We start from the raw sequence: 13444 nt of genomic DNA on the forward strand, positions 1-13444 counted from the left end.
AGCAGCATAGTGGTTCTGAAATCGAAGCACCGGAGGTGGTCATGGCGCGAATCGCCCCACTCGCCCCGCCCTACGAGGCGGACGTCGAACAAGCCCTGCGCAAATGGATGCCGCCGGGCGTGGCGCACGAGCCGCTCGCGCTGTTCCGGTTGCTGCAGCACCACCACGAGCTGGCCTCGCGGATGCGCGTGCTGGGCGCCGGTCTGCTCGCGCACGGCGAATTACCCGCGCTGGACCGGGAAATCGTCATCGCGCGGGTGACCGCCCGCTGCGGATGCCGCTACGAATGGGGTGTCCACGCCGCGGTTTTCGCGCCGGCGGTCGGCTTGACACCGGAACAGCTCGAAGCGACCGTGTCCGGCGGCTCCGGGCATCCCGTCTGGGCGGCGCGGCATCGCGCCCTGATCGGCGCCGTCGACGAACTCCACGACACGGCAACGGTTTCCGATGCCGCGTGGGCAGCGCTCGCCGGACACTATCCGGTTTCGCAGCTCCTGGAGCTCCTCGTGCTGGCGGGCTGGTACCGGACGATCGCGTACGTCGCCAACGGGGTGAGCCTCGACGAGGAGCCGTGGGCCGCCCCGTATCCCGGTCGTTAGGAGTGGTGTGAGTCGATTTCCCTTGTATCGTCCCGTTCTCGTTTCGGTGCCTTCCAGGCGGCGAGCACACACAGGAGCGCCGCCACGAAGCCGGCCGCGGTGAGTGTCCCGGCCCAGACGGCGCCGGTGCTGGCGAGAAGGTAGAGCTGGACCACGGCGGTGCACGTGTAGACGGCCGCCAGGCCCAGCCACAGCCGTTGTGTCATCTCCCGTCTCCGTTCACCCGGTACGGGGGATCAATCGCGGCGAGGCGGGCTCGGGTTACAGGCCGCCGCCCCGCGCCCTCACGAACCGGCCACCCGGAAGAAGTCCACCAGCCCGTCCCACGACTGGGAATTCCGCCGCCGCTCCCACCATGTCCGGAACGGGGCCGACGCCATCGCGTGCCGCGTGTACGACGTCATCACCGCACGGTAGACGTTCTCCGCCTGGTCCCACGTCAGCCGTTCCTTGCGCCACGCCAGCACGAGCCGCATCCGCATGGGGTCGCCCTTCAGCGGCCGGACGACCATGCCGGGCAGTTCGGGCGCGGTGGGTTCGACGAGCTGCACCGCCTGCCCGGCGGCGATCAGCTGCCGCCCGCCGCCGTTCGGGCATTCGAAGCGGATCCGCGGCGTGAACCCGGCACGATGCGTCGCCGCGCGCAGCGACGTCAGCGAGCCGTCCTCGGGGCCGGGCGGTCCGATCCACGCCTCGTCCGCGAGGTCGGCCAGATCGACTTCGAATCCGCCGGCGAGGCGATGCCCGGCGGGAAGGCCGATGAACACGGGCACCCACGAGTACAGCACCCGATGCCCGAGATGCTTCGCCAGCGGCACCTCCTGGTCGTCGGACATGGCGATGACGGCGATGTCGAGGGTCGCGCGGGCGAGCCCCTGCGCCAATACCGCGCTGGACGGTTCGACGTGGACGGTCACGTCCAGCCCCGGCAGCGCGTCGTCCAGCCGTTCGACGAAGGTGGGCAGACAGTCCATTTGGGACGATCCGAGCCGCACCGGGCCGTCGCCGAGCGCGCCGAGGAGGTCGCTTTCGAACCGGTCGAACTCCACGAGCAGGGTCAGCGCGCGGCGCAGCGTCTGCTCGCCGATCGGGGTCGGGGTCACGCCGGTGTGGCTGCGGACGAACAACGGCGCGCCGATCTGCCGTTCGAGCCGCTGGAGCAGCGAGGTCAGCGACGGCTGGGACATGCCCAGCGCGGCGGCCGCCTGCGAAAGGCTGCCCGCTTCGGCGATGGCGCAGATCGCCCGCAGGTGCCGGATCTCCAGGGCCATAGGCGGAGTCTATCGCCGCCGGTCATTACGGCCGGGTCCTTCGCGGTGCGAAGGTGCGGCCAGAACCATGACCACCTGAAAGGGGAGCCGATGACCGGCGATCGAACCCGGCCGGATCTGCGCGCGCTGCTGGCCGCCAAGGGATTCCGGAACTGGATCAGCGACGGCTGGGAGCCCGCCGACGACACCGTCGACGTGCCGCCGGGCACCGCCGAGGCGGCCGCCGCCCATCGCGGCAGGCTGTCGGCGGAACTGCCCGGCCGGCGGATCGCGCTCGCGGCGGGCCGGGCCGTGGTGCGGTCCAACGACACCTTCCACGGCTTCCGCGCCGACAGCGACTTCGTGTGGCTCACCGGATGCCAGCGGGAGGGCGCGATCCTGGTGATGACCCCGGCGGGGGACAGCCACCACGCCACGCTGTACGTCCCGCGCCCCGCCGAGCCGGACGAGCCCGACTTCGTGGGCGACGCCGACACCAGCCCGCTGTGGGTCGGCTCCGCCGCCGGGCCGGCCGCGTACGGGGACGCGCTCGGCATCGAATGCCGCCCGCTGGAGGACCTCCCGCACGGTTTGCGCGGGCGGAACCCGGGCTTCCTGGTCGGCGCCGGGGTCGATCCCGCGCTCGACGCGTACCGCTTCGGCCACAGCGAGCGGCTCCGGACCGTCCTCGCGGAGCTGCGGCGGATCAAGGACGACTGGGAGATCGGCCAGCTGCGCGCCGCCGTCGACGCCACCGCGCTCGGGTTCGCCGACGTGCTGGCCGCGTTGCCGGAGGCGGTCCGCGGTGGCGGGGAACGCTGGCTGCAGGGCACGTTCGACCGCCGTGCCCGCACCGAGGGCACCGGACCCGGCTACACCTCCATCGTGGCGGCCGGGGCGCACGCCCCGATCCTGCACTGGACGCGCTGCGACGGGAAGGTGACCGAAGACAGCCTCCTGCTGCTCGATGCCGGCGTCGAGCTGGATTCCTTGTACACGGCCGACATCACCCGCACGTTCCCGGTCGGCGGGGAGTTCACCAAGGCGCAGCGCGACGTCTACGACCTGGTGCACAAGGCACACGTCGCGGCGTTGGGCGAGGTGCGCCCGGGTCAGGACTACGGCGCGTTCCAGGCGACGGCGCTGCGTGTGCTGGCGGAGGGACTGCACGATTGGGGCCTCCTCCCGGTGTCGGTGGACGAAGCGCTGTCACCGGACGGACAGCAACACCGCCGGTACATCGTCTGCGGTACCGGCCATTTCCTCGGGTTGGACGTCCACGACTGCGCCGCAGCGCATCCCTCCACGTATCGCGAGGGCACGCTCGCCGAGGGGATGGCGCTGGCGGTGGAGCCCGGCCTGTACTTCCACGCCGGTGACCGCACCGTGCCGCCCGAGCTGCGCGGCCTCGGCGTCCGCATCGAGGACGACGTCGTGGTCACCGGATCGGGGTATGACCTGCTGTCCGACGGCTTCCCGTCCACCGCAGACGAGATCACCGCCTGGGTCCGGGCGGCCAGGGGGTGAGACCCGGAGGGCCGGGCCGCGGTCCGGCCCTCCGGTTTCCGTCAGTACGAAATGGTGTGCCCGGCGAGGATCCGCTCGGCGGCACCGGTCGTCGACAGGCCCGCGGCGGGCCGGTCCACGGTGAAGTACTCACGGAAGTCCTGGCTGAAGTCGCGGGTCATCAGCGCGATCGTGCGGTTCCAGTTCCCGCCGTCCGGTCCGCCCGCCGCCCACAGGTCCAGCAGCGACGAGCCGACCCGGCCCTGCACGGTGTCACCCTTGTCCCAGCCGGGCGTCGAAGCGTCGTTCTCGAAGCTGTACGAGCTGCCAGTGTCGTAGACGTAGCGGTAGTCGCCGAGCGCGTAGGCGGCGACGGCGTCGGCGAAGCCTTCGGTCCACGCGCACGATTCCGAACTGTGCTTCTGGATGTAGTGCGGGTTGCAGCCGTCGACCACGGGGAAGTCACGGCCGTAGAGCTGCCACTGCAGCCAGTGCCCGGCCTCGTGGAGGATGAGGTGCTTCGAGTCGGGCATCGTCGCGCCGAGGAAGACGTAGTTCGTGTTCGGGTAATCCCAGTAGCCGCCGTCGGCGACCTTCGGGTCCCAGACGAAGGTGATCCGGTCGCAGCGCCCGTCGGACTGGCGTGCCGTCCAGCACGACGAAGACGGGTTGGCGCGCTTCCAGTACAAGACGTTGAGCGTGTCGACCACCTTCCAGGCGCGCTGGAGCGTGGAAGGCACCTTCACCGTGCCGAGGTCCTGGGTGCCGGAGACGTTCGTGCGGCGTGCCGAGTCGAACGTGTATTCGGTGGTGTTGTTCGCGGCCTTGACGACCCGCCACATCGCGGTGCTGCTCGACCGGAACCGCACGTACGCCTCGGCCAGGGACGCCGTGTGGCACGCGGTGAACCGGCCGTCGGACGCGCCGGTGATCCCCGCCGCGAGCCGGGCCGCCGCGCCGGAACCGGTGCGGCCCCACAGCTCCCAGTTCGCGTTCCGGGCCACCTGCGTGCGCAGCGGCTTGCCGGTCCCGGCCTCCGCGTCGAGATGGTCGAAGGCGAGTGTGCCGGTGAGACACGCGTTCGCGGCGGCTGTGGCCGGCGCGGCGGCCACGGCCGCGGTCAGCCCGAGGGTGGTGATGAGCACCGCGCCGAACGCCCGAAGTCGTCGGCCTGCGGATCTGCGGATCAGCTGCACGGGAATCTCCTCGCTGGAAGGAAAGACGGTGCGCCCGTGACCCTGTGTCGACGGTGACACACCGGTTGGTGAAGGAGTTTCATCGCGGTCGGCGCCGCCCACCATCGCGTCGCCCCATCGGCCGCGGCTATGCCCTCCCCGCCGGAAGGCGTGTCATGATGTCCGCGAACTCGATCGGCAAAGCGAACGACTCGCCCATCCGGTCGTACGGTTTGACGAACGACAGGGGAGAAGCGGTGGAGGACGAGACGCCCTCGATCCGGGACATGCTGGCGGTCAACCTGCGCGCGGCCAGGGCGGCGAGGGGGATTTCGCTCTCGGAGCTCTCGCGGCGGTCGGGTATCGGCAAGGCGACGCTGTCCCAGCTGGAGTCCGGCGGCGGCAATCCGACCATCGAGACCGTGTTCAGCCTGTCCAGGGTGCTGGAGGTGGCGATCTCCGACCTGCTCGACCATCGGGCGGGCGGCGCGCTCACCGTGGTGCGCGGTGCCGACGTCGAGGTGCTCAGCGGTGAGGGAGTGGATCTCCGGCCGCTGCGGCGGATCGAGACCGGTGACGGCGTTTTCGAGGTGTACGACCAGGTGGTGCGCGGGGACGCGCCGCAGCGTTCGCAGGGGCATGTCGGGGTCGAGCACACCATCGTGCAGTCCGGATCGCTGCTGGTCGAGGCGGCGGGCCGGACCGTCGAGGTCGGACCGGGGGATTACGTCGCCTTCGACGCCCGCGAGCCGCATTGCTACACCGCTTCGGACGGGCCGGTGCACTCGGTCCTGCTGCTGCAGTACCGCGCCGACGAGCGGCTCGACGGCAGGCCGCATCCCGTACTGAAGGGCTGACCGCTCGCGAGGTATTGACACCTGTCCGGGGTGGAACCTACTCTCCGATCGTTCGCTTTACCGAACGCTGGAGGGTCGATGAACCGAACGCGTGTGGTCGTCCTCGGCGCGGGGATCGTCGGCGCCGCGTGTGCCCGTGAGCTGAGCCTCGCGGGTTTCGACGTCGTGGTCGTGGATCGCGGCCGTCCCGCCGGTGGGACCACGTCGCACGGTGAGGGCAACATCCTCGTCTCCGACAAGGGGCCGGGCGCGGAACTCGAACTCGCGAAGTTTTCGACCGCGCTGTGGCCCCGGGTGGTCGCCGAGATCGCCGACGAGGACGCGCGTGCCGCTTCGGCGATCGAGTACGACCCCAAGGGCGGCATCGTCGTCGCGACCACGGACGACGGAGCCCGCGCGCTCACCGCGTTCGCCGCTTCGCAACCGGGTGTTCGCGCGGACCCGTTGTCCCACAAGGACCTCGCTGACGCGGAGCCCGCACTGACCCGCGAGGTGACCGCCGCGTTCCACTACCCGGAGGACGCTCAGGTCCAGCCTGCGGGCGCGGCGCTCGCCTTGCTCGGGTCCGCGCTGCGCCACGGCGCGCGATTGCGCTCGGACACCGAGGTCGTCGGCGCGACCGTCCACAACGGACGGATCACCGGCGTCCGCGTGCCCGGCGAGGTGATCGGAGCCGACGTCGTCGTGAACGCCGCGGGCCCGTGGGCCGGTCAGGTGTCGGCGCGCCTCGGCGCCCCGATCGCAGTCCGCCCCCGCCGGGGTGAGGTGCTGGTGACCACGCCGATGCCCGGTGTCGTGCGGCACAAGGTGTACGACGCCGATTACGTCGGCGCGGTCGGTGCCGATTCGGGCGAACTGCAGACCTCCGCCGTCGTCGAGTCGACCTGGGGCGGCACCGTGCTGATCGGCTCGTCACGCCGCCGGGTGGAGTTCGACGACGCGATCCGTCCGGAAGTGCTGAGCGCCATCGCGGTCAAGGCGCTGCGGCTGTTCCCGGCGCTCGCCGACGTCGCGATCATGCGGGCGTACGGCGGCTTCCGGCCGTACGTCGACGATCACCTCCCCGTGCTCGGCGAGGACCCGCGGCTGGAAAACCTCTGGCACGCCACCGGGCACGAGGGCGCCGGGATCGGGCTGAGTGTCGGCACCGCGCGGTTGCTGCGCGAACTGCTCACCGGGACGGCGCCCGCGATGGGCGTCGAAGAGTTCACTGTGGACCGTCCCGCGGTCCTGGCGGAGGTGGCGGCATGAGCGGATGGCTGCTGCCGCGCGATCGCGATCCGGTGGGCCGGTCCGACCGGCCGATCCGGATCACCGTCGACGGCGAGACCCTGACCGGGATCGAGGGCCAGAGCGTGGCGGGAGTGCTGCTCGCCGCGGGACGGACCTCCTGGCGCACCACGCGTTCCGGGGCGCCGCGCGGGGTCTTCTGCGGAATCGGCGCGTGCTTCGACTGCCTGCTCACGGTCAACGACGTACCCGACGTCCGCGCGTGCCGTCGCCCGGCCGCCGACGGTGACGAGATCCGCACTCAGTCCCGGGAGGAGAACGCGTGAGCAGGCAGGTGGTGATCGTCGGCGCGGGGCCCGCCGGGCTCGCGGCGGCCGAGCACGCGCTGCGGGCCGGCGCGCGCGTCACGGTGCTGGACCAGGCGGAGGCCCCCGGCGGTCAGTACCACCGGATGCTTCCCGAGGCGTACGCGGCGCGGCGTCCGGACCGGGTCCAGCACGGCTGGGCGGAGTTCGACCGGCGGCGACGGGTGCTCTCGCATCCGCGGTGCCGGTGGTGGCCCGGCTCCACGGTGTGGGCGTTCGACCGCACGGAGAAGACGGTGCACGTCCTGCGGGGGCCGTCCGACGGTTCCGGACGGCGGCGGCTGACGCTCGTCCCGGACGCGCTGGTGCTGGCGACCGGCGCGCACGACCGCACCCTCCCGTTCCCCGGCTGGGAACTGCCCGGCGTGTACACCGCGGGCGCGGCTCAAGCGCTGGCGAAGGGGGAGCGGGTGGCGATCGGCGAGCGGGTCCTCGTCGCCGGGGCCGGGCCCTTCCTGCTGCCGGTCGCGGAATCCTTGCTGGGCGTCGGGGCCGACGTGGTCGCGGTACTGGAGGCGAACCCGTTCTCGACCGTCCGAAAAGGATGGTCGAGCCGCCCGTGGCGCCTCGCCGCCCATGCGGGGAAGGCGGGTGAACTCCTGCGTTATGCCGCGACGCTGGCCAGGCGCCGGGTCCCGTACCTGACGGGGCGGGCGGTGATCGAGGCTCGCGGCGCGGACCGCGTCCGTGAGGTCGTGACCGCGAAGGTCCGCGCGGACTGGTCCGTCGTCCCCGGGACCGAGCGGACCTACGAGGTCGACGCGGTCTGCGTCGGGCACGGCTTCGTCCCGCAGCCGGAATTGGCCGTCGCCGCGGGCTGCGTCCTGGACGACGGATTCGTCCGGGTCGACGCAGCGCAGCAGACCACAGTGGACGGTGTCTTCGCCGCGGGCGAGATCACCGGGATCGGCGGCGCGGTCACCGCCGCGGCCGAGGGCGCGGTGGCGGGATGCGTAGCCGCGGGCGGAAAGCCGGATCCGGCACTGATCCGCGCCCGCGACCGTGCCCGCACCTTCGCCGGATGTCTCGCCGCGGCCCATCCGATCGGCACGGCCTGGCGAAGCTGGCTGCGCGAGGACACGATCGTCTGCCGTTGCGAGGAAACGACGTACGGCGCTTTGACGCGGGCGGCCGGGGACGAGTCGTGTCCCGGCGCGCACGCACTGAAACTCGGCACGCGGGCCGGCCTCGGCCCGTGCCAGGGGCGCATCTGCGGCCCGACCGTGTCCGAACTCTGCGGTGGTACCGAACGGCACCACCGCCCGATCGCCCAGCCGATCCGGCTCGGCGAACTCGCCGCCCGAACCGAAGGAGAACCTGAATGAGCACCCCCGATCTCGGTGGCGTCGTCGTCGCGACCGCCCTCCCGTACCGGGAAGACGCGTCGGCCCCCGCCGGGCTGGCCGTGGACTACGACGCCTATGCCGCGCACTGCCGGTGGCTGGTCGACAACGGCTGCCGGGGCGTCGGCCCGAACGGCTCGCTCGGCGAGTACTCCTCGCTGACCGACGAGGAGCGCCGCCGCGTGGCCCGCACGGCGATCGAAACGGTCGGCGAGGACGGGATCGTCGTCGTCGGCGTGCACGGCCCCGGATCGCACCAGGCCAAGTACTGGGCCGAGGTCGCGGCCGAGGACGGCGCCGACGGCCTGCTGTGCCTGCCGCCCACGATGTACCGCGCGAACCGCGGCGAGGTGCTCGCGCACTTCGAGGCGGTGGCGTCGGTCGGCCTGCCGGTGATGGTCTACAACAACCCCATCGACACCAAGGTCGACCTCACGCCCGCCCTGCTCGCCGAGATCGCGCAGATCGACAACGTGGTCGCGGTCAAGGAGTTCTCCGGCGACGTCCGGCGGGTACTCGAGATCCGCGAGCAGGCACCGGGCCTGGACGTGATCAGCGGTGCCGACGACGTCGTGCTGGAGAGCCTGCTGATGGGCGCGACCGGCTGGTTCGCCGGGTTCCCCAATGTGTTCCCCGCCGAGTCGGTGCGCCTGTTCGACCTGGCGCGATCCGGCAAGCTCGACGAGGCCAGGGCGCTCTACGAACCGCTGGTGGCCGCGTTCCGCTGGGACTCGCGCACCGAGTTCGTCCAGGCGATCAAGCTGGGGATGGACCTCGTCGGCCGGTACGGCGGGCCGTGCCGTCCGCCGCGCGGACCGCTGACCGAGGAGCACCGCGAGCAGGTCACGGCCGACATGCGCCGCGCGCTCGCCGCGCTGGGGGTGGCGTAGGTGCGGTCGATCCGGTCGATCACCGCCGTCGACTCGCATACGGAGGGCATGCCGACCCGGGTGGTGACCGGCGGGGTCGGTGTCATCCCCGGCGACACGATGGCCGAACGCCGCCGGTACTTCATGGAGCACATGGACCATCTGCGGCAGTTCTTGATGAACGAGCCGCGCGGCCATTCGGCGATGAGCGGCGCGATCCTGCAGCCGCCGGCCAGGCCGGACGCCGACTGGGGCGTGGTGTACATCGAGGTGTCCGGCTGTCTGCCGATGTGCGGGCACGGCACCATCGGCGTCGCGACCGTGCTGGTGGAAACCGGCATGGTCGAGGTGACCGAGCCGAAGACCGTGGTACGGCTGGACACCCCGGCCGGTCTCGTGCACGCGGAGGTCGAGGTCCGCGACGGCCGCGCGGTCCGCGTGAAGCTCCGCAACGTCGCGTCGTTCCTCGCCGAGCGGGACGCCGTCGTCGAAGTGCCTGGGCTCGGCGAAGTGCGCTACGACCTGGCGTATGGCGGCAACTTCTACGCCATCCTCGAACTGTCCCAAGTGGACATCCCGTTCGATCGGGCGGAGAAGGACCGGATCCTCGCCGCGGGGCTGGACATCATGGCGGCCATCAACGACCAGCGTCCGCCGAAGCATCCCGCCGATCCGCTGATCGGCGGCTGCAAACACGTCCAGTTCCTCGCGCCGGGTTCGGACGCCAGGGCTTCACAGAACGCGATGGCGATCCATCCCGGCTGGTTCGACCGGTCGCCCTGCGGCACCGGCACCTCGGCTCGGATGGCCCAGCTTCACGCCCGCGGCGAGTTGCCGCTGCACACGCCGTTCGAGAACAGTTCGTTCATCGGCACCACGTTCACCGGCGAACTGGTCGCCGAGACCACCGTCGGCGGCGTCCCCGCGGTGGTGCCGGAGTTCTCCGGGCGGGCCTGGATCACCGGCAACGCCACCTACCTGCTGGACCCGGACGACCCGTTCCCCGCGGGCTTCGTCCTCTAGTTCCTCTCCCCACCGCCGACCCGGGCCGCGCCGCGCGGTCCGGAAGGGATTTGTCATGCCCGAATCAACGACGATCCGGCCCCGGCCCAAGCTCTTCTCGCGCTCCGGGCTCTTCCGGCGAAAGTCCTTCGAAGGCCCCGACGAGAGCGGCCCCGGCGGCCTGCCCCGCACGATGGGCCTCTGGCAGCTGGTCTCGCTCAGCCTCGGCGGCCTGGTCGGCGCCGGCGTCTTCTCACTCGCCGGAGTGGTCGCGAACCAGCAGGCCGGACCCGGAGTGATGATCTCGTTCCTGATCGCGATCATCGCCAGCTCGGCGGCGGCCTTGTGCTACGCGGAGTTCGCCGGGCTCATTCCGCGTGCCGGGTCTGCCTACACCTATTCCTACGCGGCGCTGGGGGAGATCGCGGGCTGGCTCATCGGCTGGGATCTGCTGCTGGAGTACACCGCGATCGTCGCGGTGGTGGCGATCGCGGTGTCCGGCTACCTGTCCTACGTCGTCGAGCAGGTCGGCCTGGACCTGCCTTCGTGGATGCTCGGGGCACCGGGGACCGGGCCGGGGCACCGCGTCGACCTGTTCGCCGCGCTGCTGTGCCTGCTGCTGGCGTTCGTCCTTTCCCGTGGCAGCAAGCAATCCGCGCGGTTCGAGACGGCGCTGGTGGTGATCAAGCTGGCGATCGTGGCCTTGGTCGTGGTCGCCGGCGCGTTCCACATCTCGGCCGGGAACTTCAGCCCGTTCCTGCCCTACGGCATCGGCGGCGCGGTCGCGGGCGCGGCGACGACGTTCTTCGCGGTGTACGGCTACGACGCGATGACGGCCGCCGCGGAGGAGAGTGTCGAGGCGAAACGGTTGCTGCCCAAGGCGATCATCGTGTCGCTCGCCATCGCGGCGGTGATCTACCTGCTGGTGTCGATCGTGCTGGTGGGCATGCAACGCTACGACCAGATCGACGTGCACAGCCCGTTTTCGAGCGCGCTGGCCGCGGTCGGACTGGCCGGGCTGGGCACGGTCGTCGCGGTCGGCGGCATCCTCGGGATCACCACGTCGGCGTTCGCGAACATGCTGGCGGTGTCGCGGATCTGGTTCGCGATGAGCCGGGACGGCCTGCTGCCGCGCTACTTCGCCCGCACTCACCCCCGGCGCAGGGTGCCGACGCGGGTGATCTGGCCGGTCGGGATCGGCTCGGCGGTCATCGCGGGCTTCCTGCCGATCAAGGAGGCCGCGGATCTGACGAACATCGGGATCCTGGCGGCGTTCATCGTCGTGTCGATCGCGGTGGTGGTGCTGCGGCGCACCCGGCCGGACCTGCCGCGGTCGTTCCGCACGCCGTGGGTCCCGTTCGTGCCGCTGGTCGGGGTGGCGTTCGCGGTATGGCTGATCGCGAATCTGGACGTGCTGACGTGGCTGCGGTTCGCGGCCTGGATGGTGCTCGGTCTGGTGGTGTACGCCCTGTTCGGATTCCGGAACTCGGCGGAGAACCCGGAGAGGAAGGAAGCATGAAGGAAATCGAGCGGGCGGCGGAGATCGCCGGCCCCTGGGCCGCAGTGTCGCCGGCGACGCGAGCGGAGGTGATCACCGGGGTGGCCGACGCGCTGGACGCGGCCGGGCCGTCCCTGATCGAGATCGCCGACGCCGAAACCAAGCTGGGGCCCCAACGGCTCTCCGGTGAATTGGCCAGGACGACGTTCCAGCTGCGGCTGCTCGCGGCCGGAAGCGGTTCGTACTACGACGTCCGAATCGACCGCGCCGACCCGTCGTGGCCACCCGGCCCGCGTCCTGAGCTGCGTCGCTATCGCACCGCGGTGGGGCCGGTCCTGGTGTTCGCCGCGAGCAACTTCCCGTTCGCGTTCAGTGTGGCGGGCGGCGACACGGCGTCGGCGTGGGTGGCCGGCTGCCCGGTGGTGGTCAAGGCGCATCCCGGACATCCGGAGTTGTCACGCCGGACGGCGTCGGTCATCGAAGAGGCTCTGGGTCCTTGGGGCGCGCTTCTCGGCCTGGTCGAAGGAGAAGCGGCCGGCGTGGAGGCGCTGCGCCACCCGGCGATCGCGGCGGCGGCCTTCACCGGATCGGTGCCGGGTGGGCTCGCCCTGGCGCGGATCGCGGCCGAGCGACCGGTCCCGATCCCGTTCCACGGCGAGCTCGGCAGCGTCAACCCGGTGATCGTCCTGCCGGGTGCCGCCGAGGCGCGCGGCGCGGAACTGGCGGTGGGCTACGCCGGTTCGCTGACGTTGGGCAACGGCCAGTTCTGCACGAATCCGGGTCTGGTGTTCGTGCCGTCGGAGAGCCCGTTCGGGGATCTCGTCGCCGAACGGTTGCGCGGGCTCCCGGAAGCGCCGTTCTTGAACGACCGGATCGCGGCCGGGTTCCACGCCGGTGCGCGGCGGCTCGCCGAGATCCCGGGGATGCGTGAGGTCGTTTCGGGACCTGGAGCTCGGCTGCTCGAGATCGATCTGGCCGACTTCGTGGCCGGTGCGGCCGAAGAGTGCTTCGGACCGCTGGGCGTGGTCGTGCGGTACTCGCGGCTTTCCGATGTCCTGCCGGTGCTTTCCGCCTTACCCGGGCAGCTCACGACGACCGTGCACGCCCTGCCCGAAGAGGCCCCCGACGTCGAGGCGCTGCGGCCGGTGCTGGCCGGCCGCAGCGGGCGGATCCTATGGGGCGGCTGGCCGACCGGGGTCGCGGTGACCGCCGCGATGCAGCACGGCGGGCCGTTCCCGGCGACGACGTCACCGGCGTCGACCTCGGTCGGGACGGCGGCGGTGGAACGCTTCCTGCGGCCGGTGTCCTATCAGGACTGGCCGTCGCACCTGCTGCCGGAACCGTTGCGGGACGACAACCCCTGGGACGTCCCGCAACGCTTCTCCTGACTTCGGCAGTGTAAGGATCGTGTGCGGGGCTGATGCGGGGTCGTGAGTGGCGTTTCGGGTACCTACCCGGTCCGCTGTGCCGTGAAGGCCTCCTTGAGGGACCCAGAGTCCCTCAAGGAGGCCTTCACGGACTCGATGATCGCCTCGTAAGCCCCATGCGCACCAGCAGTCACAACGACTGCGCGTGAAGGCCCCCTTCACTGCGCCAGGCGCAAGAAAGGGGTCCTTCATGTACTACCAGGCGACCAAGGGCGCCGGAATGTGGTGGGGCAAGGGGGTGGGGGGGGGGGGGGGGGGGGGGGGGGGGTGAACCAAAAACCCCACACCCCCAAAACACCCACACACCCCCCCAAGCACACCAA

General features: G+C 71.3%; 13 protein-coding genes. 10 read left to right on the plus strand and 3 right to left on the minus strand.

The window, feature by feature from the left end:
• Positions 1-41 precede the first annotated feature (41 nt).
• The gene (locus ACIRGA_RS02025; protein WP_400935732.1) at positions 42-599 is read left to right on the plus strand and encodes a carboxymuconolactone decarboxylase family protein; all 558 of its coding nucleotides are present in this window, start codon (positions 42-44) and stop codon (positions 597-599) included.
• Here ACIRGA_RS02025 and ACIRGA_RS02030 read toward each other — a convergent pair.
• Together ACIRGA_RS02030 and ACIRGA_RS02035 are read right to left on the minus strand one after the other, a co-directional pair.
• Positions 596-805: a hypothetical protein gene (locus ACIRGA_RS02030; protein WP_400935734.1), complete on the minus strand. Its 210-nt coding sequence runs from the start codon at positions 803-805 to the stop codon at positions 596-598. The two genes, ACIRGA_RS02025 and ACIRGA_RS02030, sit on opposite strands and share 4 nt — an antisense overlap.
• A 78-nt stretch (positions 806-883) precedes the next feature.
• A complete protein-coding gene (locus ACIRGA_RS02035; RefSeq protein WP_400935736.1) occupies positions 884-1870 on the minus strand; it encodes a LysR family transcriptional regulator in 987 nt (328 codons plus the stop codon).
• A 90-nt stretch (positions 1871-1960) separates the two neighbouring features.
• Here ACIRGA_RS02035 and ACIRGA_RS02040 point away from each other — a divergent pair, with 90 nt between their 5' ends.
• Positions 1961-3376: an aminopeptidase P family protein gene (locus ACIRGA_RS02040; protein ID WP_400935738.1), complete on the plus strand. Its 1416-nt coding sequence runs from the start codon at positions 1961-1963 to the stop codon at positions 3374-3376.
• A 41-nt stretch (positions 3377-3417) separates the two neighbouring features.
• On the opposite strand, the gene ACIRGA_RS02045 is transcribed toward ACIRGA_RS02040, so the two are convergent.
• Positions 3418-4551, minus strand: a complete 1134-nt coding sequence (locus ACIRGA_RS02045) for a metalloprotease (RefSeq protein WP_400935740.1) — start codon at positions 4549-4551, stop codon at positions 3418-3420.
• A gap of 236 nt (positions 4552-4787) precedes the next feature.
• Here ACIRGA_RS02045 and ACIRGA_RS02050 point away from each other — a divergent pair, with 236 nt between their 5' ends.
• The 8 genes from ACIRGA_RS02050 to ACIRGA_RS02085 all read left to right on the plus strand — a co-directional run bounded on the left by ACIRGA_RS02050 (position 4788) and on the right by ACIRGA_RS02085 (position 13082).
• Entirely contained in the window at positions 4788-5387 is a 600-nt protein-coding gene (locus ACIRGA_RS02050; RefSeq protein WP_400936180.1) for a helix-turn-helix domain-containing protein, read from the plus strand.
• A gap of 78 nt (positions 5388-5465) precedes the next feature.
• Positions 5466-6638 carry an NAD(P)/FAD-dependent oxidoreductase gene (locus ACIRGA_RS02055; RefSeq protein WP_400935742.1) on the plus strand — a complete coding sequence of 391 codons (1173 nt, stop codon included), beginning with the start codon at positions 5466-5468 and terminating at the stop codon, positions 6636-6638.
• Complete coding sequence (locus ACIRGA_RS02060; protein WP_400935744.1) at positions 6635-6943, plus strand: (2Fe-2S)-binding protein; 309 nt, start codon at positions 6635-6637, stop codon at positions 6941-6943. The genes ACIRGA_RS02055 and ACIRGA_RS02060 overlap by 4 nt, the downstream gene beginning before the upstream one ends.
• On the plus strand, positions 6940-8307 hold the full coding sequence (locus ACIRGA_RS02065) for an NAD(P)/FAD-dependent oxidoreductase (protein ID WP_400935746.1): 1368 nt from the start codon (positions 6940-6942) through the stop codon (positions 8305-8307). Before ACIRGA_RS02060 ends, ACIRGA_RS02065 begins: the two co-directional genes overlap by 4 nt.
• On the plus strand, positions 8304-9215 hold the full coding sequence (locus tag ACIRGA_RS02070) for a dihydrodipicolinate synthase family protein (RefSeq protein WP_400935748.1): 912 nt from the start codon (positions 8304-8306) through the stop codon (positions 9213-9215). Before ACIRGA_RS02065 ends, ACIRGA_RS02070 begins: the two co-directional genes overlap by 4 nt.
• Positions 9216-10217 carry a proline racemase family protein gene (locus ACIRGA_RS02075; protein ID WP_400935750.1) on the plus strand — a complete coding sequence of 334 codons (1002 nt, stop codon included), beginning with the start codon at positions 9216-9218 and terminating at the stop codon, positions 10215-10217.
• Between the two features lie 55 nt (positions 10218-10272).
• Positions 10273-11715: an amino acid permease gene (locus ACIRGA_RS02080; RefSeq protein ID WP_400935752.1), complete on the plus strand. Its 1443-nt coding sequence runs from the start codon at positions 10273-10275 to the stop codon at positions 11713-11715.
• On the plus strand, positions 11712-13082 hold the full coding sequence (locus ACIRGA_RS02085) for an aldehyde dehydrogenase (NADP(+)) (protein ID WP_400935754.1): 1371 nt from the start codon (positions 11712-11714) through the stop codon (positions 13080-13082). The genes ACIRGA_RS02080 and ACIRGA_RS02085 overlap by 4 nt, the downstream gene beginning before the upstream one ends.
• Positions 13083-13444 lie beyond the last annotated feature (362 nt).

Source organism: Amycolatopsis sp. NPDC102389, assembly GCF_044765885.1.
Lineage (GTDB): Bacteria > Actinomycetota > Actinomycetes > Mycobacteriales > Pseudonocardiaceae > Amycolatopsis.

Excerpts from the sequence above, each read along its gene's own strand:
- ACIRGA_RS02025 (WP_400935732.1), top strand. The coding sequence starts at position 42 with ATGGCGCGAATCGCCCCACTCGCCCCGCCCTACGAGGCGGACGTCGAA.
- ACIRGA_RS02030 (WP_400935734.1), bottom strand. The coding sequence starts at position 805 with ATGACACAACGGCTGTGGCTGGGCCTGGCGGCCGTCTACACGTGCACC.
- ACIRGA_RS02035 (WP_400935736.1), bottom strand. The coding sequence starts at position 1,870 with ATGGCCCTGGAGATCCGGCACCTGCGGGCGATCTGCGCCATCGCCGAA.
- ACIRGA_RS02040 (WP_400935738.1), top strand. The coding sequence starts at position 1,961 with ATGACCGGCGATCGAACCCGGCCGGATCTGCGCGCGCTGCTGGCCGCC.
- ACIRGA_RS02055 (WP_400935742.1), top strand. The coding sequence starts at position 5,466 with ATGAACCGAACGCGTGTGGTCGTCCTCGGCGCGGGGATCGTCGGCGCC.
- ACIRGA_RS02060 (WP_400935744.1), top strand. The coding sequence starts at position 6,635 with ATGAGCGGATGGCTGCTGCCGCGCGATCGCGATCCGGTGGGCCGGTCC.
- ACIRGA_RS02070 (WP_400935748.1), top strand. The coding sequence starts at position 8,304 with ATGAGCACCCCCGATCTCGGTGGCGTCGTCGTCGCGACCGCCCTCCCG.
- ACIRGA_RS02080 (WP_400935752.1), top strand. The coding sequence starts at position 10,273 with ATGCCCGAATCAACGACGATCCGGCCCCGGCCCAAGCTCTTCTCGCGC.
- ACIRGA_RS02085 (WP_400935754.1), top strand. The coding sequence starts at position 11,712 with ATGAAGGAAATCGAGCGGGCGGCGGAGATCGCCGGCCCCTGGGCCGCA.